Here is a 25,661-nt window from a genome sequence, read left to right as displayed (position 1 = left end):
TGCGATCAATCGAAGAGAGATACCTCATTCATCGGACCATCCCATAACGTGAATTAGCGAGTCACCCCACCTTAATGTTTGGAAATACAACCCTTACAAATCATATAACCCACACAATCACTACAACCGTTACAGACCCACCCCCTGCTCTTTACCCAAATCGCACAATGCCACCTCCAGCTAGAAGTTGTGCTAGTAATAACATCTGTAACGATAAATTTGCCTAAGTACCGCACTCCGTGATATCCTGACTGGCTAGGGAACTTATCGGACATCCATTTAACCAGCATAGGAGAAAGATCCATGTGCCACGGTTTTAAAACTATCGCTCTCGCTGGGCTCGTCATCGCCATGACATTTGCAGCTACTCAGACCCAAGCTGCCGCTATCTTTACCGTCTACGACGAGATCACACCCGGTGGCCCGACCAACACGAACATCAACATCAACGCTGCTGGCGACTATCTCTTTACAGGTACCGCCACACGCACCCCCTCTAGCGCAGACTTCGACAACCTCGTCATCACGATTGGCGCTGGCCTTGTTGCTGACTCCGCGGCCTATACCATCACGGGCGGTCCAGACGGCAACGTCGAAATCAAACTTAACCAATCTGGCTCACAAGAGTACTACGACCCCACCACCCAAACCTCTACCGGCAACGATGTCCTCGACGACCTCCTCCTAAATGGTGGCGGTGCCCCACTCGGATCCTTCGGTACCGGCACGCATGACCTCCGCCTCGGTTCCGGTTCCGCATTCAATCAGGAAATCACATACGAATTCATCCTCACTGTCATTCCTGAGCCAACCTCCACCGCACTGCTCTCACTCCCCATTCTCGGCCTCCTCCTTCGTCGCCGCCACTAAACCCATATAGACATTGATTTAAATTCCTGCGACCCGCTTTCATCAGCGGGTTGTTTTTTTATCACCCATTCCCGCCAAAATAGCCGCACACACCGCGCTTCCCCATCCATTCGACCTTTGCGACCACCATACGATATCATGCTTACTATGAACGCTGGATCTCACGAAGAAACACCCCCTCACGCACCAGATGAACTTGCCACCGAAAAACTATGCGCTTGGGCAAGCTGGCGCAACACACTCCTACTCGCACTTATCATCTTCATTATTCGACTGATCTATTCATTCATCAGCCCCTACGAACTTGTCGGCGATGAAGCACAATACTGGGACTGGTCTCGTCACCTTTCATGGTCTTACTTCACCAAAGGACCTGGGGTCGCGTGGACCATCTTCGCCTCCACTGAAATCTTCGGCAATGCTGTCTGGGCAATCCGCCTTCCTACACTTATTGCATTCATCATCATCATGCTCTCTGCTGCACGACTTGCTACACACATTTCTAACGGTGACGAGCGTCCCGGTTTTTTCGCCGCTTGCCTCATTGCACTTTGTCCGCCCCTCTTCGCTGCGGGTCAACTCATGACCATCGACGAACCTTTTTTCGCTTGTTGGATCCTTGCCGCACTGATCTCTTATCATGCATTTTACCGCTTAAAACACGATCAATCTGCAACATTACTCTGGATGCTCGTTGCCTTCATCCTCGGGGTAGGCTTCCTCTATAAATATACCGTCTTACTCATTCTTCCCGGCTTGATCCTCTTTGCCATTATCTACCGTAAAACACTCAAGCTTAATCAACCACGCAACCTCATCACGATGATTCCCGCATTCGCTATTTTCCTCATTACCATCTCACCTGTTTTCATCTGGAACTACCAGAATGATTGGCCAACCGTCAAACACCTCGTCGGTCACCTTGGCATCGAAGGCGGCGACGTCAAAATCACACAGGAAAATCAGTGGAAGCCCATCCAACTCCTCGGCCCACTTGAAATGGTCGTTGTCCAAATCCTGCTCATCAGCCCTCCCATCATAGCGCTCATCGTCATTTCATATCGGCAAGCACAAAAGCACAAAAGCACAAACCCACATCAATGGCTCGGTGTCATCTATCTCATCTACTGCGCTACCCCCGTCCTCGTTTTCTACTTCTGTGTCGGCTTTCTCAAAAAAGTACAACCCAATTGGCCACTTGCAGGCTTCCTCACTCTCATTCCACTTGCTGCGCTCTATGGCCCCATTGGTCTCGGTAAATTTTCCCTAGCCATTCAAACATGGAAAGACAACAACAAGCAAGGCAAACGTCCACACACACCTTGGCAGGTTGGTTGGCACTGGGCCATCGGCTGGGGCAGTGTTGCTGCACTACTCATCATACTTGCCCCCTATGCACAATACTTCCCTAATGGAGAAAACTTCCCCGGCATGCATCGCGCCACCGGCTTTCAGAACGATGCTGCTCTCATTCAAACGCAAAGAAACACCCTCTTAAACCAAACTGGCACTCCGCCCATCATCATTGCGGATCATTATCAAAAAACCGCACGTCTCGCCTTTTATTTGCCCGATCACCCCGCTGTTTTCTGTGCCCAAGCCTACTTCGGCGCACGTAAAACCGACTACGATCGCTTTGCTGATACCAATCTCAATAACCCCGATCTCCTCGGTAAAAATGCGGTACTAATGGGCGGCTCTGCAGAACGCTGGCGAAACGCCTTCAACTTCAAATCCATCAAAATCGTCGTAGAAAATCCCGCAGATCTGAGCCAACAAATTTTTATTGCCTACGACTACCAAGGCCCCAAGAAACCGCTCCCCACACACTAAACCACTTTCCATACTGACTGGGACATCCGACTCCCGTATAATCAACCCGTGAATCTAATCGATACCTGTAAACTTTGTTCCCCTTTTTCGCTGCGTTTCCACTTTAGCGCGGTCATCTTATTCCTCATCATCGCTGCCGTATTACTTATTCCCGCCCATTACTTCGATTTCTGCGTACTTGCTTTTGCCGATAAACACTTCGATAAAGCCCGCATGCAGCGATCTGATCTCGCCAACATGTTTCGTATCGCCGGCTTCCTCCCCCTTTGGATACTCATCGCATTCGCGATACTCCTCAACGATATCAAATACTTCCGCAAGTTCGGCTTCCTCACTGCAATCGGCCGGGCCGTTCTTCTCATTCTCACCACCGCCACTGCCGGCGCACTAGCCGAACTCATCAAAGTACTCGTCCGCCGCGTTCGCCCCTCACTCGAACTCGGCTCCTACGAATTCCGGCCCTTCACTAACACCGAACAATACAACTGGTACGAATCTGGCAACCTCGGTTTCCCCTCCTCTCATACAATCGTCGCCTTCGCCGCAGCGTTCATCCTCTGCCGCTTCTTCCCCCGCGCCTGGTTCATCTGGATCATTTTCGCTATCGGCTGCGCGGCAACCCGCGTCCTCTCACAAGGACACTTCCTCTCTGACACCGTTGCCGCAGCTCTCTTCGCCTTTGCCATCACTCGCTTCTACTGGTTCTGGCATCTTTATAATCAGCGCAAGCTCATCGACGAACTCGACGGCAAGCTCCCCTTTGAATCATCGCTTAGCTAGATTGCACACACCGCAACTCAAGCTTCCTAGGTGCCGATCGACAAAACACTATCAATTTCCGCAAGCAGTTCATCCTCTAATGGCGGTGCATCTATCACCTTCACATTGTCTTCAATCTGCGACAGTCGGCTCGCCCCAATCAGCGCGCTGGTCACTCGTTCATCTCGCAATACCCAACTAAGCGCCAACTGTGCTAGGCTCTGACCGCGCATCTTTGCAATCTCGTTCAGCTTCTTCATCTTCTCAACAAGACCGTCTGTCACTCGATCAGCCTGTAAAAAACCTTTCGGATCTGCCGCTCGTGAATCCTTCTTCACACCGTTGAAATACTTATCTGTGAGCAGCCCCTGTGCTAGCGGGCAAAACGCAATCACACCAAACCCCAGATCCTCTGCCTCATCAAGTAATCGATCTTCCACCCAACGGTCCATCATGTTATACAACGGCTGATGAATCGTCAGCGGTACACGACCTTCACGCAAAAACTCAACAGCTCGTCGCGTTTGCTCGGCATCATAACTACTCACCCCCACATAAAGTGCCTTCCCCTGCTTCACCAACTGTTCCAACGCCCCCATGGTTTCTTCCATCGGCGTGTTCGGATCCGGTCGGTGCGAATAAAAAATATCTACATACTCCAAGCCCAATCGTTTCAAACTCTGCTCACAGCTCGCAATCAGATACTTTTTGCTGCCCCACTCGCCATATGGTCCATCCCACATGTAGTATCCCGCCTTCGATGAAATAATCATCTCATCACGATACACACCCAATTCTTTCTGCAACAGCTTCCCGAAAACCTTCTCCGCTTTCCCCGGAGGCGGCCCATAGTTATTTGCAAAATCAAAATGCGTGATACCCAAATCAAACGCACCACACACCATCTCCTTCGTCTTCTCATACTCTATAAAGTTGTGCCACCCACCCAACGAGATCGCTGGCAACTTAAGCCCACTTCTTCCACACCGACGGTACGTCATTTTCTCGTAACGCTTTTTATCAAACTTTATTGTCATATCTCTATTTCCATTTTTGAGTTTTAATCACCGGCATCCCGATAACCCCTCACCATATCGTATGAATTCTGTAAGGATCAAAATGAATCGCCATCCACCCATCTATTATCGGGCATCTCCCTCTGCATCTTATTATACCGCCCGGATAACCCGATCAATGTTCCGTCACTTCAACTTGCAAGAGGTCCATCATGAAGCATTACGACTGTGTTGTCATCGGAACCGGCCCCGCAGGCCAAAAAGCCGCCATCCAAGCCGCGAAACTCGGTAAACGGGTGGCCATCATCGAAAAAAACAAAGTTCTCGGCGGCGCACAGGTCAACACCGGTACACTTCCCTCCAAAGCGCTTCGTGAAGCTGCACTTCACCTCACTGGCGCCGGCAAACGCGGCCTCTTCGGCGAGTCATACCGCGTCAAACAAAACATCACCATCGCAGACCTTGTGGGTGTTTCCCAAAAAGTTATTCAGCACGAATGGGAAACCATCCACGATCAATTCCAACGCAACAACGTCGAACTCATCTGGGGCAAAGCGCACTTCGAAGGACCCAACCTCCTTCAAATCACACGCGAAACCGAATCGGAAATGATCACCGCTGATAAATTTCTACTCGGCGTCGGCACCAAACCCGCCAAGCCTGATCATGTCCCCTTCAATGACCACAACATCCTCTGCTCCGACATGTTCCTTCAGCTTAACAAACTGCCCAAAACCATGATCGTTGTTGGCGGCGGTGTCATCGGTACCGAATACGCTTGTATCATGGCGACCCTCGGTGTCCGCGTCACACTTATTGAAGGCCGCAACAATATCCTTGGCTTCCTTGACTCAGAAATCTGTGAAGCATTCCAATACTTCCTCCGTCGCTCGGGCGTCACCCTCCGGCTAGGCGAAAAAGTCGAACACATCAAAGAACTTGAAGCCAACCCCGACACCGGTGAAGTCCTCGTCGAAGCGCAGCTCGAATCCGGCAAAACACTTCGTGGCGAAACACTCCTGTACACCGTCGGCCGACAAGGCGTCTGTAAACAGCTCGGACTCGAAAATGTCGGCATCGATTTCGACGACCGCGAACGACTCAAAGTCAACGAACACTATCAAACCAACGTCGAACACATCTACGCCGCCGGCGATGTCATCGGCTTCCCTGCACTCGCATCTACCTCGATGGAACAGGGCCGCCGCGCCATCTGTCACGCATTTGGCGACCCCACAGAAGGCTTCTCTAAAGTCTTTCCCTTCGGTATTTATTCTATCCCCGAAATTTCTATGGTCGGCAAAACCGAAGAACAGCTCACAAACGACGGCATCCCCTACGAAGCCGGCGTTGCGACCTACAAAGAACTCGCACGCGGGCAACTGCTCGGCGATGAATTCGGCATGCTCAAAATCCTCATCCACCAAGACACGCACGAAATCCTCGGTGTACACGCCATCGGAACGGGTGCCACCGAGATCATTCACATCGGACAAGCCGTCATGGCCCACAAAGGTAACGCATCCTTCTTCGTCGACAATGTCTTCAACTTCCCCACTCTCGCCGAAGCCTACAAGATTGCCGCCTACAACGGTCTCAACAAACTCAAACACGTCGCTTAACTAACGATAAAGTCTCCAGTAAAAAAGCCTGAGTGGAAATACTCAGGCTTTTTTCTTTCTCAATGCTATTTTAATTCAAGCTTTAACTGCCTGCGTCACATCCAACATCCGCTGTAGCGCGATCATCGACCAATGCTGCACACCCTCGCCCACCGTAATTCGATTAACCACCTCACCTTCTACCAACTTATCCATCACAAATAACAAATGCGGCATATCAATACGGTACATCGTCGTACATAAGCATTGGCACTCTGACAACATCCGCACTATCACCCCACGCTCTTTCGCTTGCTCTGCAAGACGATTCACTAGATGAACTTCCGTTCCTACGGCCCACTTACTCCCTGGCTCCGCCGCATCAATCGCTTGAATGATCTTCTCTGTCGAACCACTCACATCCGCAACTTTCACCACATCGTGATCACACTCAGGATGCACAATCACCGTCACGTCCGGCCACAACGCTCGTACCTGATCCACATGCTCCGGCCGAAACAACTTGTGTACCGAGCAATGACCCTTCCACAATAAAAACGTTGCCCGGCGAATATCCTCATCGCTCACCAATTCAACATCATTCGGGTCCCAAACAATCATGTCCTTCTGAACATCAAAACCAAGTGCCGCACCCGTATTTCTTCCTAGGTGCTGGTCCGGCAAGAACAAAATCTTCACCGTCTCATCTTCGCCCAAAGGCTCGTCGCCACCTGCCAATGCCCACTTCAAAATCTTGTCCGCATTACTACTCGTACACACCGCCCCACCATGCTCACCACAAAATGCTTTAATCGCTGCTGTACAATTCATGTAGCAAATCGGAATTACACGAACATTCGCGTCGCCCAAAGCTTCATGAATAATCTCCCATGCCTCGACCGTCTGTTCATAATTTGCCATATCCGCCATCGAACAACCCGCACCCATGTCTGGCAAAATCACTTGCACATCATCCGGCGTCAAAATATCCGCACTCTCCGCCATGAAGTGCACCCCCTCAAAGATCACATACTTCGAGCCACGCTCTTTCACCGCTTCCGCCGCCAACTGCGACAGCTTAAAACTATCACCTGTAAAATCCGCAAACTGGATTACATCGTCTTGCTGATAGTGATGCCCAAGAATCACCAGCGCATCACCCAACTCCTCTTTGCGCGCCTTGATCGCTCGCACAAGTTCGTCTTCCCCCATCTCCAAATATCGCTCAGGTAACGGCGGCTGCCAAAGCATCACTTCACTCCCTCATCATGCCACTCGCGCCAATCTTCAGATCCGCATACCGGGCATCATGTTGCTTCAATGTGAAACACTCAATTATACCCAGCTAACCAGAACCGAACAAAAACCAGCCGCCATTTCTCCTTACTCCAAAAAATCCTCTCTATCGGATAACATAAGTCCCGATGATCGACCACTTTCGAGGAGGTATGCATTTTCCACCTGCCCAGCCAATAACCTGGCTGGATATTCCATCTTCTGTCTCAACGACCCCACTCCGTATCACCTCGCCCCACAAGCCCGTCATCACGCTTGGCCAATCCGTCACTGCCGGCCAGCGACTCACCGAACCCCTTTCACCCGCAGATCCCTGTATTGTTTCGCCCATTGATGGCGTCGTCCATGCCATCACTCCCTGGCCTGCCGACACCTTCCACCAACACAAACACCAACGTAAGCCGTCTATCCGCAAAATAGACACCCTCTACGACATCCACATCACACCAAACCATGAAGAAACATCTGCCGCCATCCCTGTCGCCCCACCATCCGACCGCACACTCGATCATTGGTTCGATATCCTTCGTTCCAATGGGCCCTGGCCGCAAGATGAAATCGGCTGCGACCTTATCACACAACTCGAAACAACCCGCCATCAAAAACCCTCACACCTCATCTGCATCGGACTTGATGCCTTCCCCCTCTACTCTGACCGATCATCACTCCTCATGACCTACCCCGATGACGCTGTCCTCGGTACGCGTATCCTCGGCGACATCGTCGGTGCTAAACACGTTCAACTCACACTCGCGCACTCTGCGAAACTCATCTCGCAACTCAAACGCCCTGGCAAATCCTTCAACGTCAAATGCATCTGCACTGACAACATTTATCCCGCCGCAGACCCCACTCTCTCTGCCTACTATTTCGCCAAACACACCAAACTCCCTGCCTCACAACCCCCTTCAAAAAAGAACATCGTCATCATCACACCTTGGACCGCTATTCGTATTGCTCGATGGATCACCCGCCGCGCGCTAGACATCGTCCAACCCATTATGATCGCAGAGCCAAACCGCAACCAAACCCCCTCGACGCACTACGCCCTTCCCGGATCGGATATCTGCAACCTCTCCCCCCTTCTTCACGGTTCCTGTGAAGCACTCTCCGACAGACTTGTCATCGGCAATCCACTCACCGGTTCACCCATCGCCGCACCCAACGCAGCTAAAGGAACGCTTCCCCCCACCGTCAGGCACGGCATCCAACTCATCTCTATTCTCCCGTCTAACCCACGCTTAGAACCTGAGCCCTGCATTACCTGCGGCTGGTGCACAGACGTCTGCCCCACTGATCTCCAGCCAGTCCATCTTGCAGAACTCATCGCCATCAAACCAAACGCGCCCAAAATCAACAAACAACTTAATTTCTGCATCGAATGCGGCCTCTGCTCACATGTCTGCCCCTCACACCTCCCACTTACCCAACTACTTGCAGCAGCCAAAACATATTAAACACTGGAGCCATTACCCATCGTCCCCGTACCCAAACAACATCGCCCCGCCTCACCGCTGAAGCCTCACGGCACTGCACATCTACATGGACCGCCATGGATCGGCACCGCGCACCATCGCCATCATTATGATCGCATTTGGATCATACTCGTCATCATCATGGCAATCTATGGCTCCATCTTCTTCGGCTTCCGCGGCATCCTCACCGTCATCCTCACCACCACCGCTACGCTCCTCGCCTATAACTTTATCAACCTACTCTTCCAATTCTTCCGACACAAAAAATTACATACATCCACCTCATACGCACTCTGGAACGGAGCACTCGCTGGACTCGCCACACCCGTCCTCCGTGATTGGACCGTCCCGCTACTCATCGGCTTGCTTCTTGGACCAACGCTCTACCTTGTCGGACGTTCTTCCCGCATCCGCATCCATCCCGTCGCACTCACCCTCATCATCATCTGGCTCATTCCTGCTGCCATCCATCACGCCGAACCCGTCTCGATGCGCAACACACTCGCGCAGCCCGTCTCCGCCATACTTACGCCCAACCACATCATCATCGGTAACGTCACCAACGTCCCCTCCCCCACACCCAACACACAACCCTGGTTACAAACCGCAGATTCCTACGACGCAATCACCCGCTACAACATCCAACAAAAACTCATCACCGAACAACGTGAAATCCTCCAATACCCCTTGCTCATCCGCAACATGCTTGTCACCGGCGACCTCCCTCCACTCGCCGAGCTGCTCTTCGGCGCCGTCCCCGGCCCCATCGGTGCAACTTCGCCCATCCTCATTATCGCGCTCGGTCTATACCTTATCTATAAAAAACATGCCTCTTGGCGCACCGCCATGGCTGCACTGGTTGCCGCCCTCTCGACCTACATCATCCTTCCTTTTACCATCGACAATACCCATACTCTGGTCATCACCCAGCTCTCCAACATGCAACCCGCCGCCGCCATCACTTTCCTCGCTTACTTCTTCCTCGCCTCTCCCTTCCTGATGCTCACTCTCATCTTCGCCCCCGCCGTCGACCCCATGTCACGACAAGGCCGCGTTGTCTTCGGCCTCCTCCTCGGCATCTTTACCTCACTTTGTCTCTTCTATCTCGCCACCCCTGAAGCCACCTTCATCGCCCTCATTGCCGCCGGCGTCTTCTCTCGCCTCTTAGACTGCCTTAACCATTCGCGTTTTACTGCCTAACCGGCGTTTAAACATTCCGGAAATACTTCTGAAAACACCACCACATATCTCCATTAGCCGCGACCAAGCCTAATCGCCGTTCTCCCCTTTCCTACTTCTTCACACAAGCATCCACAATCATCCGCCATCGCCAATACGCAATCACATTCTCCAGTTCATCTGACTCCGAATATGTGAAATACATCGGCTGAGAATTGCCATAAATAGCACACAAACCGAAATAGCCTCCAATCCGCTGATACTCCTTCCCACCCTTCAATAATTGCAAGAAACCCTCGCCATGCATGCTGCCTTCCTCCACCAACGGATAAATCGCAAGCAACACCGTCGCTTGATAAACGTCCCCACCATGATGAAGCATATACGACCCACCCCCACCAGATTGTGTTAGACCCTGCGTGTAATTCTGTATCCAAAGTAAATAATCTTCATTCATCGCTTCAGCCACACTGGATGGTTTGCGATCATGCACCTCCTGCGGCAACGCTTCATAATACTCACCAATAAATTCAGACCATTCTACATAGAACAAATCAAAATCCTTCTTCCTATCTACCTGCACTTTTTCACTAAGTAACACATCAGAACCTGAGCACCCCAGCAACACCATGGCCACAAACGCCAACATCGCACAACCAACAATCTTCAACATCCCATACCTATCTTCTTTTGCTTGGTCACCAAGATTCTCTCAATATGCCACCCCGTCCCTACCCTTCGCAAACCACTTCCTCTGTATCCTCCGCGTCTCTGTGGTTCAACCACAAATACAATCCCCCAACACACCCAACCCTCAAAGCAATAACACCCACCTCCCCACTTCTTACTTCCCACCCTCTTCCTCGACCCTCATCCCTAGTTTTAAGCACGCCCATTCATCCCAAGCGTTTCTAGCACTAGCCACCAGCACTGTTTTACAACCTCTCTCCCAGCACGCGCTCCCAACCCCTAACCCCTCACATTTATCCCGTCCCGCTCAACTTACGCACCGTATGATCAAAATTCTTCACCATCGCATTCAGCAACGCCACCACGATCACTGAGTACCCACCCGCTGCGATCAATGCCGAGATAAACATAAAGATCCGATGCTTGCCCGAGCTTTCATGGAAGCTATAAACATACTCCCACGGATTGATGATCATCATCAAGCTCGTCGTCGGACTAAACGAATTAATCGTTGCACCAAAAATCACCGGCGTATTCTGCGCCATACTAAATCCACAAAAACCCAACACCAACGACACTGCACCAATGATTGCCACCGATGGGATCACTGCCCCCAACACACCCTTGCTCTTGATCGACCAGCTCATTCCTGCTGCCACGCACAACGCAATGAACGGCACCAACATCAACGCCAATAGCAACGCACTCTCAGGTAACATCAATACCGCCTGATACGCCCGCGCCATCCCACCGCCAAAATTACTCTGCACCTGAAACTGATACGTCACCGTCGTCCAGCCCATCGCATGACCTACCAACGTATACACGCTCACCATCGCCACCGTTAACACCGGCACCGAAATCATCACCGACAAAAACTGTACCAAGCCTCGCAATTTCCCCCACACATACTGCTTCTGCGTCATCGGTGTCGTTAATAGCAAATCCAGTGTTCCATCCTCACGTTCCCGGCTCACACAACCCGCACTCATGTAGATCGCCACCAGCGTGATCACTAACACCTCAATCAACAGCAACGTAAACAACCATTCCTGAAACACCTCGCGTTGTGCCGCCACGCCACCCGCCGCCCCCGTCAAACTCGGCAAGCTTCCCAAGTGATACGCATACAAAAGCCCGCCGCCCAACAACAACCCCACCACCACAAAACCATACTTCGAAACAATCGCACTAAGGCCCGTACCACGTGTGTGTGATTCCCGCCACGCGATTGGATTTCGTCCCGTCACGTGCCGCGCTTTTCTTCGCCGTTCACCACCACCATTTCCGCCACCAACGCGCAACTTCGACTTTAACCAAATAATCCATTTCGAATCGCCTCGCCCCACACTCCGCAGCACGATCGCACACCAACTCATCATCACCGCGCTTGCCGTGCCATAGATTGTCATCATCGCACCAAACGGATGCCCAAGATAAAACTGCTTCCACCTCGACATCCCTACCAACATATCCGCACTTGGCGGCTTGTAACTCGTACTGCTCAGCGCACTCTCCAGCACCAACAACGGATGCAACGGCGTTAACCACGTCGTAAACCCTGGCGTGAGCAATCGCCTTAACACCCACAAATCAAACAAATACGCGCCAAGCAAAAACGCTGCGATTGAAATCACAAATCCGAACACCGCCTTCCGCCCGCCCAGCCGCGAAACCGACATCGTCACCGCCACACTCCCCACCAACACCGCCGTCATCGCCGCCACACCAAACGCAATAAAAACCGAACTACTTCTCACTCCACCAAAAATCAGCAACACCGCAAACAACGGTAAGCCACTTGCAAGTAATGCCAATATAAAAAACAACCGCCCCATCAAATTACCCAACACAATCTGCATGTTAGATAACGGCGTCGTCAGCAGAATGTCATACGTCTTCGCACTCTGCTCTTGGGAGATCGCACTCGCCATAAATAACGGTGCAAGCAAACACACCAACGCCACCTGCCCATACGCTGTGATCATGAATACCTTCGCGCCAGATTTCGCCAGCATTGACATGCTCACGTCCTGCCCCAATCCCTCGCCGGCCATCAATCCAATAAACACCAACAGGATCAATGCGCCCAGATAACCCATGCGGATCCACATGTCGCGCATCCGCACCGAGCCACCTTTCACAATCCGAACGACCATCGGATTGCCCAGCAGCATCCGCCAAAACCAATGCCATACGATTTTCATGCTCACAATATAACCCCCGCCCCCCCATCTGTTAATCACCAAGTCACATCTGCCACAACATTTGCAAACACATGTCTCCAAAATGCTTAGATAAGATCCTCTCAGGTGATGATGCTTCTACTCCACAGCATATTCACACCAACCCTTTTCCATGTATTAAGACGTTGCCACCACCGACATGTTTCATCCCCAAATATGCGATCCGCATTATTGATGCGACATCACAAACTGAGCCCGCGCTTCCGCCACCACCATCCCATCCCCATCGCGCAGCTCGCTCCGCATCCGGTGGACCCGCCCCCGCCGTTCACCCCGCCACGCCACCACTTCAAACATGCCTTCCAAATCCGCTGGATGCCTGAATCGAACCTCCAAAGTCCCTGTCACTGCCTCTTCTCCATGCAGCAACAAAAACTGCGTCATCGCACTATCCAGCAGCGTACTCACCAACCCCCCATGCATACACCCCGCGTAGCTCCGCATCCAGTCCGCCGCTTTAAATCTTCCCACTGCCCTTTCCCCACCGTCTTTCAACGCGCACCGCAGCTTTAACCCAAACAGATGCCCGTCATCACATGCAAAACAACCCGTATGCAGACGATCGCGGAGAGAATATTTCTCACCACCATGATGCGTTTGATACTTGTTTTCTAGATACTTTCTTATCATCCGCTTACCACGACTTCCTCACGCATCAATGATTATGCCCCTCACCATTACATTCACCTTCACCATGACCCTGGCAAACACGCACCTCATCCACCACACCACTTTCTAAATACGTTGCCATCACCTCGTCAATCTCATCGCTCGACCCAGCTGCTGAACCAACTTCGATCCCCCGACCAACCAACCCGTTCAATGCTCCCTGCCCCAAACCGCCCACCAATACACGCTGAACTCCCAAACTTTTGATCCACCTCGGAAGCCTGTGACACCCCTCAGCTGACTCACGCACATATATCTGCTTGCTTTGTACCTTGCCTCCTGACACCTCATAAACCGCAAGCCTATCCATCTGACCAAAATGCTGTGACAATGCCCCATCAACCATCGGAATACCAATACGCATGCGACAAACTCCTATGAATGCGCCTTTTAAAGACTTGCATCTGAAGTATAAAATCCCCCCCGCACCCGGAAAGACTCATCCCCGCCATTTCCATGAAATAACTCCTCTATTTCAAATGAAATAGATTCCGTTAAAACAACACCGACAATAATTGTTTGCCTCACCAGAAACAAAACCAGAAGCGCGGCCAGATAAAAGATAATTATATCTTATTATTGATGCTGCGAACAAGCTTACCTTTGCACCACCAATCATTTCCACTAGATAATGGAAACCATTTGCAATTACATGTCTTGCCTACTGGATCGCATCCCGTCGAAAAATCTGAAGGACATTTCCTTCCGGATCCTGATAAAACTGATATCGCAGTACCCCAACGGTTGGCAACACTACATTCTCATACTTTCCAATCGCCTTCCCGCCCGATGCAATCACTCGTATACCATGTTCATGTACATCCTTCACCGTAAACGCAATCCGCCCACTTCCCGGCTCGTTAATCTGCGCCACTCGGCGTTTCCGCGTCGGTTGGTACGCCAAAATCTCCAATCTTACCTCATCCTTCCCATACCCCGGCAACCGCAACGACACGCCTGTCACCCGTGTGTGTTTCAAATTCAATGACTCATCCAACCACTGCCCCACCATATCAATTTCCGGATACACAATTTCGCAATCAAACGCGTTCACATAAAACCGTGATAGCCGTCGCCAATTCTCCGCCACTAACGTTGTATGAGAAAACCGTATACTCAACCACAGCCCTTTCTAAAACCAACTCTCAACACCTAACATTCAAATCGGAAACATCTCCACTCGACTTACCCACCTCAAACCCCTATAAACAACCCATAAAAAAAAGCCTGATAACTCACGCTATCAAGCTCAATCAAAATTAGTTTTATCGAAATGACCCTCAATCATTCCGCGCGTTCATTCTCCAAACACACCACTTCAACTCCAAGCAATTCTGCCATCCGCATGCATGCCGCCGTCTCGCTTTCACTGATACACGCGCTCTGCCGCCCTCCATACACAATCCGTTTCAACCCCACTTGCAACAGGCGACGAAAACATGGCGCACATGGCTGTCCGGTCACATAAGCTGTCCCACCCCGCAAATCACAACGCGCAAACGCCACTGCATTATCTTCTGCATGCACGAACCAGTCGTACTTCTCCGGCCGCGTTAACGGAACCTCTTCATTCGGCAGCCCCTGCACCGGACCGTTATACCCCGTACTCACCACACGCTTGTCCTGATCCACAATCACACAACCATGCTTCGTACTCGGGTCCGGCGACCGCCTCGATACTTGCTCAGCCAACTCCAAGAAATAGTCATCCCAGCTCGGTCTGCTATCGCTCATGATCTTCTTCCTACCTTCATTAAAACGTTGCTTCAAACACAAACTCGCATCATAGATCAATCCCCCTCTCCCCGCACCTTTCATACTTACACCACCCTCATAAAAAAACCTGCGACACTTCCTTGTCTCGCAGGCATTCATGATTGAGTCGATCACAGGCTTATTCGTTTATTGAGCTACTCAAGAAAATCCGTTTCAAGTGTTGCACGAATCTTCGCAAGCGCTTTGTTCTGGATCTGACGCACGCGTTCCTTGGTCACACCGATTACTTTACCAACCTGCTCTAATGTCATCCCCTTCGGCTCTTCCTTATCAATCTTAGGCTTGTCAATCCCAAACCGATGTCGAATCACCTCAATTTCAATCTCTGAAAGCTCCGCTCGATTGTCGTGTAAAATCTTCTGCACTTCATCTACACAATCATCCTCATGCGAAGCATTCTTTTCTTCCTGGAAATTAGATCGTTCAAGCGCCGGATCAAATGCCGTTGGGAATAACTGCCGATACTTCGATAACTTCACACCCGACCGACTGAATGCCTTAAGAATCGCACGGCAAGCATACGTCGAAAACTTAAACCCACGTGCCGCATCAAACTTATCCACCGCTCGCAATAACGCCATATTGCCTTCACTCACAAGATCAGCAAAATCAACTTCACTCATGCGTGTTCGCTTTGCCATCGCAAGCACCAACGCTAAGTTCGTCTGCGCAATCTGATCACGATACGCTTCCGCTTTGTTATGCCACTCAAGCATCTCGACCGCTAGCTCGACCTTGATCGGTTTCCTCATCTGCTTCTGCAGCTTCTCACGAATCTTGCAGACCCGCAACCGGCAATAATTAAACTGCAAAAACAGTACACGCTCTTCATCAGCTGTGAGCAACACCGTGCCAACATTCTTATTCATACGATTATCATTCACGAAGTTATCCATCACAGGGTGATACCACGACGTATCTGGCATCTCGATCGATGGCGCATCCGTAAACAACTTCTTCTCTGCCTGCTTCGGTCGAAGATGGAATACTTCATTATCGATGTATTCATATTTCTCGGTGAGGATCTGTTGAATCACATACTCTTCGTCAGCACCAATTGTCCGACGACCACCTGTAAATTCCAACCGATCCACAGCCCCGACTTCGTCAACCGCGTCTCTCATCCCTTCACGAGTTAGCTGGGTCATACTGAACCTGGCCTTTCTCACTGATGCAACCGTTCGGCTCCCCGCCCGGTCACTACTACAACTTAGGCTGCAACCCTCGCAATCAGGCTGGCTTTGCAACGCACAAAATGCCACTCAACATTCAAACCTGATTACCCCTTCGCTTACCGCATCCCCACATCCCTCACCCCTTCATCCTTCCAACCTCACTATTGGTTCTACCCACTGACCTGCCCCTTTGTTCCAACCTTTTTTAGAATGAACCACACAACCCAAAAAGCAAGAAAATCTGGAGCAGGGATATCTCCAATAAGTATTCTTGAACCCCGCACAAGCACAATCAACCCCTGTAAATGATTTAAAACAAAACGATTACAAGACCAACATTTCTTCTGACCTAAAACTTTCCAACCCCTCCCGACTATCTTGACCCACCGCAAGCTCACCCCTAAACTCTCTGCTGTCACGTCCGTTTTTTAGAAATATCCCAAACAGGGCGTGTCGCCAAACCGTTTTCAATCACAAACAGGCACCGCCTGAAAGACACAACCACAGGAGATAAACATGGCTTTCACATTACCCGATCTGCCATATGCCTTTGACGCGCTCGAACCAAACATCGACGCCAAAACGATGGAAATCCATCATGACAAACATCATGCTGGCTACGTCAACAACCTCAATGCCGCTGTCGAGGGACTTGATGTCCCTGAGTGTGTCTGTGAACTGATCTCAAATCTCGACAACATCCCGGAAGACAAGCGCACTGCTGTTATCAATAACGCTGGCGGACATGCCAACCACTCACTCTTCTGGAAGATTCTCGCTCCTGCAGGCACAGGTGGCGCTCCTGAAGGCGCTCTCGCTGACGCCATCAACAATAAGTTCGGCTCACTCGACGCCTTTAAAGACACATTCTCCAAGGCCGCTGCCACGCGCTTCGGTTCTGGCTGGGCATGGCTATGCGTATGCAGCAATGGCGAACTCTGCGTCTGTTCAACACCAAACCAAAACAACCCACGCATGGGCAAATACTCAAACTGCACCTGTGGCTCAGACTGCACCTGCACCCCCATCCTCGGCCTCGACGTCTGGGAACATGCCTACTACCTTAACTACCAGAACCGCCGCCCCGATTACATCAAAGCATTCTTCGAAATTGTGAACTGGAAACAGGTCGCTGAAAACTTTGAAAAAGCCAAAGGCTAATTAATATCAATACGCCAACAAACAAAGCAGGCGTTACTGCCTGCTTTTTTCATGCGCCTATTCAAACTCATCTACAACCTCAAAATGCTCACTCACTCTGCGGGTGAGACTCACCCCTCACACCCCAATTTCTTCCACCGTCCCCACAACTTTCTTCTCATCACAATGCTCAAGATAAATCTCTATCATCTGATCAATTTTCCGCTCCCAATTAAAATACTCAAGCACTCGCGCCCGCCCTGCTTTCCCCAGTTTTTCTCGTAATTCTCGTGATTCACTAAGATGCTGTATCGCATCGGCCAATCCCTGCACCAGCGCCTCTCGCGATTCAACCGACACCAGCATGCCGCATTCAGGTGTCACGTAATCTGCCGGCCCGCCCCAGTCCGCTACCACCGTCGGCAACCCCATACACATCGCCTCCAACACCACCGCACCTCCACACTCATGAATGCTCGGCAACACCAACGCATCACTCCCCATCATCATATCTGGGCATTCACCCTGCGGCACAAACCCGTGAAACACAACCCGATCTTCTAATCCCAAACGCTTCGTAAGCGCCTCAAGCCGACTCCGTTCCGGCCCGTCTCCAATCACATCCAATCTCACTCCCTCATCGTCCAAACGTGCGATCCCTTCAAGCAACGCATCTACCGCCTTTAATGCTTCCAAACGCCCCAAAAACACCAACTTCAAACCATCTTCTATCTCGCGCTTAGACCAATTAATCGCTTCCCATTGATCAACCATCACCGCATTCTCAGGCAAGTCCATTACCTTCTTACACAATCCACCCGGCAGCGCATCCCATGTCCGCTTGTTCGCCACCATCAACAACGCTGCTCGTCGTTTTCCCGGCATCAACACATTCGCCGCCCGCGCAAAAAATCGCCCCACCTTCATAAACACACGCTCAAATCCGTTTTCCCCCTTAAATCCCGGCGGATAACTCATCCCTCCATTCATCGGTCCAATGAGCACCGGCGCCCCCACACCATAAACCATCGACGGCTGCTTCGGTGACACCGGCATCGGTTGATGCACCACATCAATCTTAAATTCTTTCACCACCCGCTTCGCAATCCGCTTCTGCATCCACTGCGTCAACAAATTTGTCATCATCCCAAATGAAAAATGATGCACCCGTCGTGGGAGCCATTTCCCCATGTTATAAACCAAACGATGCAACCACGTATCCGGGATATAAGTGATCCGATCCCCATCCTCCGGAAACAGTTTTGTTAACTCCGGACGGTTTCGATCATGCACAAGCAACCGTACATCAACCCCCCGCGCCAACAATAAACGAAAATAGTGCAGCGGCAAGATAGACTCACCACCAAACCTCGCCGACGCATTGTCCGCCGCGATCAACACCCGCAATGGATTATCAACTTGTTGTTCTAACGCCGTCTGACCCATGCCCGGCCATTATAACACCACACCGCAAAATCACAGCAACACTTTCATCTACAATACAACCCGACACACATGACATTGCCCCCATCAATCCTTCATCACATATCGACCGAGCAACTCGCCCAAATCCGCCATGACCGCATCCGCAAAATCATACTCATAATGATCATCGTTCAACGTCTCATTCTCATTCGTGTACAGCACTGCCGCCAGTGCAAAGATCTTCCCACTCGGCTTGTGCATCACTACTGTATTATCCAACGAAAATCCATAAGCCGTCCCCGACTTCTCATAAATCATCCAGTTTTCCCTTGCCGAATCGACCCGCAATAATCCCGGCAAAAATCGCGTATCACCAATCCAATCCCCAAGATCCTCTTTTGTGTAAACCGGATTCTTTGAATCAAGCGGATGCTCTGATAACGCCTTTAACAACAAATCACGATCCGATTCCTTCAACCGAAATGCAGGTGACCCCAGTTCCACATCCGGCAACACCACCTTCAACATCACATCCTGCAAATCCCGAAGCGACGCCCGATTCTTCATCTCAAAATTCATCGGACCCTCCACCACTTCCCCACCCTGCATATACCGCCTGCCGATCTCAATCCCATCTAATCCTTGATTAGACAAAACAAGGCTGCTCTTCCGTACCGGCAACTCAATCACTTCTCCACCATCGACATGAAACCCGATCTGAGGCAACATCCGGTTTTCTTCCGCACTCCGAATTTCACTAAGCCGATGAATATATTTCGTTTCATCTAACCCCGCCTCCATCATCATCTCATTGATCTCTTGCTGCCCCACTATCTCAAACAAATGATTAAACGCGCTGTTCGACGACACTAATAGCGTTCGTCGAATCTCATGCCCCACCGTCATCACCCCCTGCTCAACATTGCTTGTATCCGTAAACTGATGTGACTCATCCTCAAACAACGGGTAGATTTCCATTGGTGTGTACGCATCCACTACCACACCCTCCGGTAAATCCAAATCTTGTAAATATTGTAAAGCCGCTACACTCGCCCCCAACTTAATCGTCGACGCAGGATAAAAATACTCCGCACCAAGCCGATACCCATAACGATCAATCTTAAATCCACCCGTATCATCTTTCTCAATCACTGATAACAATACCTGCGCCCGATATTGTTCTGGCACACGATAAATCTTCTTAAACTTCTCCGGCTCAGTCCGTAACAAGAACTCCACCAAATCATCATTAATCTCCGGACGCACTTTCGCAACTTGCTTCTTTTGCATTTGACAACCCGCTATCGAAAACAAAACCAAACCAGTCAAAAACACACTGGCAGGCAAACGGTAAAACTTCATATTATCCATGTCTCGCATTGTAACACTCCACTTAAAACCCGCACCCCTTTTTATCGCAACATCCAGCCCCTCCGCCCTACAGATGGGATTTCAATCCCCTATCCCGCGTGCCAACACCGCCCCACGCGTGTATCATGTGCCAAACCATGTACATCCTCAAAGTAAACAATCTCGTCAAAACCTTCACCGGCCGCACCGTCGTCAACAATGTCTCATTTGACGTCTCAGAGCGCGAAATCGTCGGCCTGCTCGGTCGCAACGGTGCCGGGAAAACCACCTCCTTCCGCATGACCATGGGTATGATCACTCCTGACGCAGGCCAGGTCATTTTCGACGGCCAGGATGTCACCCGACTTGCCATGTACCAGCGTGCCCAGCGCGGCATGGGGTACCTCTCTCAAGAACCGTCCGTCTTTCAACGACTCACCGTCGAACAAAACCTACACGCCATCCTCGAAACTCGCCCCCTCTCACGGTCCCAACGCAAACAAAAAGCAGAGCAGCTCATGGAGCAGTTCGACCTCACCAAAACCCGCAAGCAGCTTGCCCGCACACTCTCCGGCGGCGAACGACGCAAACTCGAAATCGCTCGCGCCCTTATCACTGAACCGCAACTCATCCTCCTCGACGAACCTTTCTCCGGCGTCGACCCCGTTGCCGTCGAAGACCTCCAACGTGAAATCCGCCGACTCCGCGAAGAACAAAACATCGCCATGCTCGTCACAGACCACAACGTCCAGCACATCCTCGCTGTCTGCGACCGCGTTTACGTTATCTTTGATGGCAACGTCTTCGCCGAAGGCACCCCCAAACAAATCATCAACAACGAGCAAGTCCGCAAGCTCTACCTCGGCTCCACGTTCAAAGGTGATGAGTTCGACTAAGCATCCCCCCACATCCATACACTCCCCCTCTACCCACCACCACAAACCCATAGATTCCATCCATGAGGTCGATTACGGAGAACCAACCCCGTCTAACTAACAATTAGACATATAACAACAGAACGAATTTTGATATTTAATCTATCAGCCGCGATGTGAATCGCCGCTGTCTCCAACCGCAAAGAATCAATCCTCCCTGATCTCTCTGCCGCCGGAGAAACCCAGTAACCGACATGCCACGCAAAAAAACAGCCAAGAAATCTTCTCCTAAAACCACCATTCGCCGCGCCGGTGCTAGCACCACCAAAAAAGCATCGAAGAAAACCACAACTTCTACGAAGGCTTCCAAAACCACTAAGAAGACTGCCGCGAAACGCACCAATACCACTACAAAATCAATCAAGCACACAAAAAAATCCTCACGTGCGCGCAAGCAATCAACCCCCGACAAGTACCTCGATAACAAACGTGGTATCCGTCTTCAAAAAGCTCTTGCTGACGCTGGCGTTGCCTCCCGCCGTGATTGCGAAACCCTCATCGAACAGGGCGACGTCACCGTCAACGGCACACACATCCTCTCTCTGCCCGCATGGGTCGATCCCGTCAAAGACTGTATCGAGGTCCGCGGCAAGTCCATCTACAAACCCGAGCTAACCACCAAAGTAGGCAAGACCACACGCAAATACTACGTCATGGTCAACAAACCTAAGCGTGTCATCTCCACCAACGAAGACCCTGAAGGCCGCCGCCGAGTCATTGATCTCGTCGATATCCCCGGCGATCCCCGACTCTTCCCCGTTGGCAGACTCGACGCCGACTCCCAAGGGCTCATCCTCCTTACTAACGACGGCGAACTCGCCAATCGCCTCACCCACCCTCGCTACGAAGTCGTCAAACACTATCAAGTGAAGATCAAAGGCCGCCTAAAAGAAGCCGATGTCACCGTGCTCAAGAAAGGCATCTATCTCGCGCATAGCCCGACCTCTTCAGCCAAACCTTCTGCGAAACCCAAACGTGCTTCCGCCCTCTCCGTCAAAATCCTCGGCACAGAAACCGATCGCATCCGCGGCGACAAAACCACCCTCGCCATCACCCTCGCCGAAGGTCAAAACCGTGAGATCCGTAGGCTCCTCGCATCTCTCGGATTCAAAGTCCGCAAACTCACCCGTGTCGGCATTGGCCCGCTCCGCCTCAAAGGCGTCCCCACCGGTTCGTGGCGTATGCTCACCACACAGGAAGTTGCCGCCCTTAAGAAAGCCACCAAACTCAAAAAATAGCTGTATATACAGCCTCATTCTCGACCATTACAATCACCATCATGTGCGGACGCTACACCCTCATCCACGAAGAGCTTCTCCTCGAACAAATGTTCGAAGCAGAAATGATGATCCATCTCATGGGCCGTTACAACATCGCACCGTCACAACCCATTCCCATCGTTCGCCACGATCTTGATATTCATCGTCGCCAAATCAACTTCGCGCAATGGGGATTAATCCCCTCATGGGCGAAAGATCCCGCCATTGGCAATCGTATGATTAATGCACGCAGTGAATCACTCCGTGAAAAGCCCTCTTTCCGCGGCATCTATAACCTCAAACGCTGCCTTATCCCTGCCTCAGGTTTTTATGAATGGGATGCATCCCAAAAGAAAAACCGTACCCCACACTACATCCATCTGCTTGATGAATCGCTCTTCGCCTTCGCCGGCTTGTGGGATACCTGGCACGATCCCGGCGGTGCGCAGATTGACACCTGTACGATCATCACCACCGCCGCAAATGCTATGCTCCAAGAACTTCATCACCGCATGCCCGTGATCATCCCGCGCGAATATTACAACCGTTGGCTCGATCCAACCAATCAAACCGCTAAAGGGCTTGATGAACTACTTACCCCCTACCCCGCTGATGAAATGCACCATTACTCTGTTAGCACCGCGGTCAATAAACCAGCCAACGATTCGCCCGACCTTATCAAGCCTGCCCCGCCAACAACTTTGTTCGGATAATCTTTGCGCGCTTCCCTCATATTCGGACTACAATAGCCGTCATAAATGGAGAACCCACCATGTCTATTGATGCCATGCGCCGAGATTTTGACCACGGAGCTTTCGACGAAAGCGACGCACATTCAAACCCGATCGATCAGTTCAAACGCTGGTTTGATGACGCCGTTGCTGCCAATAAAGGTGAATGGTTCGAACCTAATGCCATGACCCTTGCCACAGTTGATTCTGCCGGGTTTGCCGATGCGCGCATCGTCCTGCTCAAATCATTCGATCACAACGGCTTCGTCTTCTTCACGAACTATAGCTCCATCAAGGGCGATCAACTTATTGATCATCCACACGCAACCCTAGTTTTCTATTGGCCAATCCTAGAGCGCCAAGTCCGTGTGCGCGGCACGGTCGCCAAAACCTCTATCGAATTATCTGATGCTTACTTCGCTTCCAGGCCGCGCGGCTCACAACTCGGCGCACTAGCTTCTGATCAAAGCAGTGTTGTTTCTAACCGCAAAACACTCGAAGACAAACTCGCTGCACTTGATAAGCAATACACAGATAGTCCAATCCCACGACCTGAAAGCTGGGGAGGCTACCGCCTTGCTGCAAACTCGATCGAGTTCTGGCAAGGCCGCACCAATCGTCTTCATGACCGTCTGCGATACACACTTGAAACAGATTCATCTAACTGGTCTATTGAGCGCTTAGCTCCGTAATACGTAATATTATCTCGACTATCCTGATGATACGATATCGCTGTTTCCGGAAACAGCTCGTTTGGCAATAGCTCGAACCATATCCGTAAAGATGAATTTATGAATTGGGTAAAGCGAATACCAATAAAGTGTGCCCGGTAATCCGCGTGGCTCAAACATCGCAGTCTGCACCAATTCACAACCAAAGTCCTCTTGTTTGGCAGGCTTAATTTCCCATTGGAGCCACGCCTTCCCCGGCAACTTCATCTCCGCACGTAGCCGCAAGAGTTGTGACTCTTCAACCTTTTCCACCCGCCAGAAATCAATTGCTTCGCCGGGCAAAACATGTTTAGAATCTCGCCGCCCCCGTCTTAACCCCGGCCCGCCTACCACACGATCCATCACCCCACGCAACCACCACGCCCACTCCCATACCAGCCAGCCCGTATCGCCGCCTAACCCACTCACCACATCAAACACTTCCGTTGATGTTGCTTGTACGTGGATACTCCGCACCTCTTTGCTCATCCCTTCCCACTCCGACACATCGACCTTCTGCAATTCATCTTCATTCAAACCCAGCGCGCCGCTCCACCGTGTCTCAACATGATTTTCCTCGACGCGATCAATCGCACGTTTAACGGCTTCCTGATAATTCATCACTTTGATCTGCGGAAACTGTTCAGCGGCTCTGTTATTCTGCAACACCAGTGGCTCGATTACGCCTTCGATGAGCGGACGCGCCAGTTTGTTTGGGATCGGCGTCACCAATCCTACCCAGTGTGATGCAAGTCCCGGCGTCAATACCGGTATCGGCAAGATCAATCGCTTTAATCCTCTCACTTGTGCATAGCCGTGCATCATCTGCTTAAATGTCATACGCTCTACACCGATATCAATCACGCCGCACGACTGTCTATCCATCGCATAGACGAGATATTCCATCACATTCCGAATGCCGATTGGATGCACCGGATTCATAATCCATTTCGGTGCCACCATCACCGGTAGCCGTTCGGTCAAATAACGCACCATCTCAAACGATGCGCTTCCCGAGCCGATGATCGGCCCCGCACGAAACTCTGTCACGCAACCCGGTAAACCCTCTCGTAAGATCTCGCCCACCTCTGCGCGACTTCTTAAATGACGGCTCACTTTCAAAAGGTGATCGTGCTGAACGTTATTACTCGGCTGAAGCCCACCGAGATAAACCACATGCCGCAACTTCACACCGCTTTGTTTCCCGGCGGTATGAGCCGCACGGATAAAACCTTCCGCTCCAATCCGATCTTTATCCTCAAACCCCTTGCCTCCCCACATCGAATGCACCAAATAATAAGCCACCTCAGCACCTGCCAGCGCCCGGGTTAAACTCGCCTCGTCTAACATGTCTCCTACATGAACTGTGACTTGATCCGCCCACGCCCGCTCTTCAATCCGACTCGCATCTCGCACCAAAACCACCACTTGATGCCCTCGCTCAAGCAACCTTGGTACCAATCGCCCCCCAACATACCCCGTCGCACCTGTTACCAAAATTTTCATGCTATCTCTTTGAAATTTCA

General features: G+C 51.1%; 23 protein-coding genes. 11 read left to right on the top strand and 12 right to left on the bottom strand.

All coding sequences use genetic code 11. From position 1 onward, the window contains the following. The first annotated feature begins 303 nt into the window (after positions 1 to 303). From ACQ6WK_RS00810 to ACQ6WK_RS00800, 3 genes are all read left to right on the top strand, one after another. Positions 304 to 870: a hypothetical protein gene (locus tag ACQ6WK_RS00810; RefSeq protein WP_432798841.1), complete on the top strand. Its 567-nt coding sequence runs from the start codon at positions 304 to 306 to the stop codon at positions 868 to 870. A gap of 147 nt (positions 871 to 1,017) precedes the next feature. Beyond that, on the top strand, positions 1,018 to 2,703 hold the full coding sequence (locus ACQ6WK_RS00805; protein WP_432798840.1) for an ArnT family glycosyltransferase: 1,686 nt from the start codon (positions 1,018 to 1,020) through the stop codon (positions 2,701 to 2,703). 213 nt (positions 2,704 to 2,916) lie between these two features. Continuing rightward, positions 2,917 to 3,483 carry a phosphatase PAP2 family protein gene (locus tag ACQ6WK_RS00800; RefSeq protein ID WP_432798839.1) on the top strand — a complete coding sequence of 189 codons (567 nt, stop codon included), beginning with the start codon at positions 2,917 to 2,919 and terminating at the stop codon, positions 3,481 to 3,483. 26 nt (positions 3,484 to 3,509) lie between these two features. Here the strand turns inward: ACQ6WK_RS00800 and ACQ6WK_RS00795 are convergent, their stop codons facing one another. Further along, positions 3,510 to 4,499 carry an aldo/keto reductase gene (locus ACQ6WK_RS00795; protein WP_432798838.1) on the bottom strand — a complete coding sequence of 330 codons (990 nt, stop codon included), beginning with the start codon at positions 4,497 to 4,499 and terminating at the stop codon, positions 3,510 to 3,512. 191 nt (positions 4,500 to 4,690) lie between these two features. Between ACQ6WK_RS00795 and sthA the strand changes: the two genes are divergently transcribed. Then, positions 4,691 to 6,100 (top strand): Si-specific NAD(P)(+) transhydrogenase, encoded by a 1,410-nt coding sequence (gene sthA, locus ACQ6WK_RS00790; RefSeq protein WP_432798837.1) that lies wholly within the window; start codon positions 4,691 to 4,693, stop codon positions 6,098 to 6,100. Positions 6,101 to 6,175: 75 nt separating this feature from the next. Here sthA and nadA read toward each other — a convergent pair whose 3' ends face one another. Continuing rightward, the gene (gene nadA, locus ACQ6WK_RS00785; RefSeq protein ID WP_432798836.1) at positions 6,176 to 7,330 is read right to left on the bottom strand and encodes a quinolinate synthase NadA; all 1,155 of its coding nucleotides are present in this window, start codon (positions 7,328 to 7,330) and stop codon (positions 6,176 to 6,178) included. Between the two features lie 173 nt (positions 7,331 to 7,503). Between nadA and ACQ6WK_RS00780 the strand changes: the two genes are divergently transcribed. After that, the gene (locus ACQ6WK_RS00780; protein WP_432798835.1) at positions 7,504 to 8,832 is read left to right on the top strand and encodes a 4Fe-4S dicluster domain-containing protein; all 1,329 of its coding nucleotides are present in this window, start codon (positions 7,504 to 7,506) and stop codon (positions 8,830 to 8,832) included. Between the two features lie 3 nt (positions 8,833 to 8,835). Further along, positions 8,836 to 10,050 carry an RnfABCDGE type electron transport complex subunit D gene (locus ACQ6WK_RS00775; protein ID WP_432800357.1) on the top strand — a complete coding sequence of 405 codons (1,215 nt, stop codon included), beginning with the start codon at positions 8,836 to 8,838 and terminating at the stop codon, positions 10,048 to 10,050. Positions 10,051 to 10,141: 91 nt separating this feature from the next. Here ACQ6WK_RS00775 and ACQ6WK_RS00770 read toward each other — a convergent pair whose 3' ends face one another. From ACQ6WK_RS00770 to ACQ6WK_RS00740, 7 genes are all read right to left on the bottom strand, one after another. Continuing rightward, positions 10,142 to 10,702, bottom strand: a complete 561-nt coding sequence (locus ACQ6WK_RS00770) for a hypothetical protein (RefSeq protein ID WP_432798834.1) — start codon at positions 10,700 to 10,702, stop codon at positions 10,142 to 10,144. Between the two features lie 310 nt (positions 10,703 to 11,012). After that, positions 11,013 to 12,932, bottom strand: a complete 1,920-nt coding sequence (locus ACQ6WK_RS00765; RefSeq protein ID WP_432798833.1) for a hypothetical protein — start codon at positions 12,930 to 12,932, stop codon at positions 11,013 to 11,015. Between the two features lie 201 nt (positions 12,933 to 13,133). Next, a complete protein-coding gene (locus ACQ6WK_RS00760; protein WP_432798832.1) occupies positions 13,134 to 13,595 on the bottom strand; it encodes a PaaI family thioesterase in 462 nt (153 codons plus the stop codon). A 25-nt stretch (positions 13,596 to 13,620) separates the two neighbouring features. Then, a complete protein-coding gene (locus tag ACQ6WK_RS00755) occupies positions 13,621 to 13,998 on the bottom strand; it encodes a NifB/NifX family molybdenum-iron cluster-binding protein (protein WP_432798831.1) in 378 nt (125 codons plus the stop codon). A gap of 297 nt (positions 13,999 to 14,295) precedes the next feature. Further along, a complete protein-coding gene (locus tag ACQ6WK_RS00750; protein WP_432798830.1) occupies positions 14,296 to 14,754 on the bottom strand; it encodes a VOC family protein in 459 nt (152 codons plus the stop codon). A 164-nt stretch (positions 14,755 to 14,918) separates the two neighbouring features. Beyond that, on the bottom strand, positions 14,919 to 15,368 hold the full coding sequence (locus ACQ6WK_RS00745) for a deoxycytidylate deaminase (RefSeq protein ID WP_432798829.1): 450 nt from the start codon (positions 15,366 to 15,368) through the stop codon (positions 14,919 to 14,921). 176 nt (positions 15,369 to 15,544) lie between these two features. Continuing rightward, positions 15,545 to 16,558 (bottom strand): sigma-70 family RNA polymerase sigma factor, encoded by a 1,014-nt coding sequence (locus ACQ6WK_RS00740; protein ID WP_432798828.1) that lies wholly within the window; start codon positions 16,556 to 16,558, stop codon positions 15,545 to 15,547. A gap of 543 nt (positions 16,559 to 17,101) precedes the next feature. Between ACQ6WK_RS00740 and ACQ6WK_RS00735 the strand changes: the two genes are divergently transcribed. Beyond that, positions 17,102 to 17,746 carry a superoxide dismutase gene (locus ACQ6WK_RS00735; protein ID WP_432798827.1) on the top strand — a complete coding sequence of 215 codons (645 nt, stop codon included), beginning with the start codon at positions 17,102 to 17,104 and terminating at the stop codon, positions 17,744 to 17,746. Positions 17,747 to 17,863: 117 nt separating this feature from the next. On the opposite strand, the gene ACQ6WK_RS00730 is transcribed toward ACQ6WK_RS00735, so the two are convergent. Continuing rightward, a complete protein-coding gene (locus tag ACQ6WK_RS00730) occupies positions 17,864 to 19,171 on the bottom strand; it encodes a glycosyltransferase family 4 protein (RefSeq protein WP_432798826.1) in 1,308 nt (435 codons plus the stop codon). 84 nt (positions 19,172 to 19,255) lie between these two features. Then, entirely contained in the window at positions 19,256 to 20,530 is a 1,275-nt protein-coding gene (locus ACQ6WK_RS00725) for a serine hydrolase (RefSeq protein WP_432798825.1), read from the bottom strand. Between the two features lie 116 nt (positions 20,531 to 20,646). Between ACQ6WK_RS00725 and lptB the strand changes: the two genes are divergently transcribed. The 4 genes from lptB (at position 20,647) to pdxH (ending at position 24,117) form a co-directional block, all read left to right on the top strand. Beyond that, positions 20,647 to 21,396, top strand: a complete 750-nt coding sequence (gene lptB / locus ACQ6WK_RS00720; RefSeq protein WP_432798824.1) for an LPS export ABC transporter ATP-binding protein — start codon at positions 20,647 to 20,649, stop codon at positions 21,394 to 21,396. A 233-nt stretch (positions 21,397 to 21,629) separates the two neighbouring features. Continuing rightward, positions 21,630 to 22,673, top strand: coding sequence for a pseudouridine synthase (locus ACQ6WK_RS00715; protein WP_432798823.1), 1,044 nt, complete (start codon positions 21,630 to 21,632; stop codon positions 22,671 to 22,673). Positions 22,674 to 22,714: 41 nt separating this feature from the next. Beyond that, positions 22,715 to 23,407 carry an SOS response-associated peptidase gene (locus ACQ6WK_RS00710; protein ID WP_432798822.1) on the top strand — a complete coding sequence of 231 codons (693 nt, stop codon included), beginning with the start codon at positions 22,715 to 22,717 and terminating at the stop codon, positions 23,405 to 23,407. A gap of 59 nt (positions 23,408 to 23,466) precedes the next feature. Beyond that, the gene (gene pdxH, locus ACQ6WK_RS00705) at positions 23,467 to 24,117 is read left to right on the top strand and encodes a pyridoxamine 5'-phosphate oxidase (RefSeq protein WP_432798821.1); all 651 of its coding nucleotides are present in this window, start codon (positions 23,467 to 23,469) and stop codon (positions 24,115 to 24,117) included. Between the two features lie 18 nt (positions 24,118 to 24,135). On the opposite strand, the gene ACQ6WK_RS00700 is transcribed toward pdxH, so the two are convergent. After that, entirely contained in the window at positions 24,136 to 25,641 is a 1,506-nt protein-coding gene (locus tag ACQ6WK_RS00700) for an SDR family oxidoreductase (RefSeq protein ID WP_432798820.1), read from the bottom strand. Between the last annotated feature and the right edge of the window lie 20 nt (positions 25,642 to 25,661).

Origin of the sequence: Poriferisphaera sp. WC338 (genome assembly GCF_050931845.1) — a bacterium.
Taxonomy (GTDB): Bacteria; Planctomycetota; Phycisphaerae; order Phycisphaerales; family Phycisphaeraceae; genus Poriferisphaera.
This window is presented reverse-complemented; position numbering and strand designations above follow the sequence as displayed.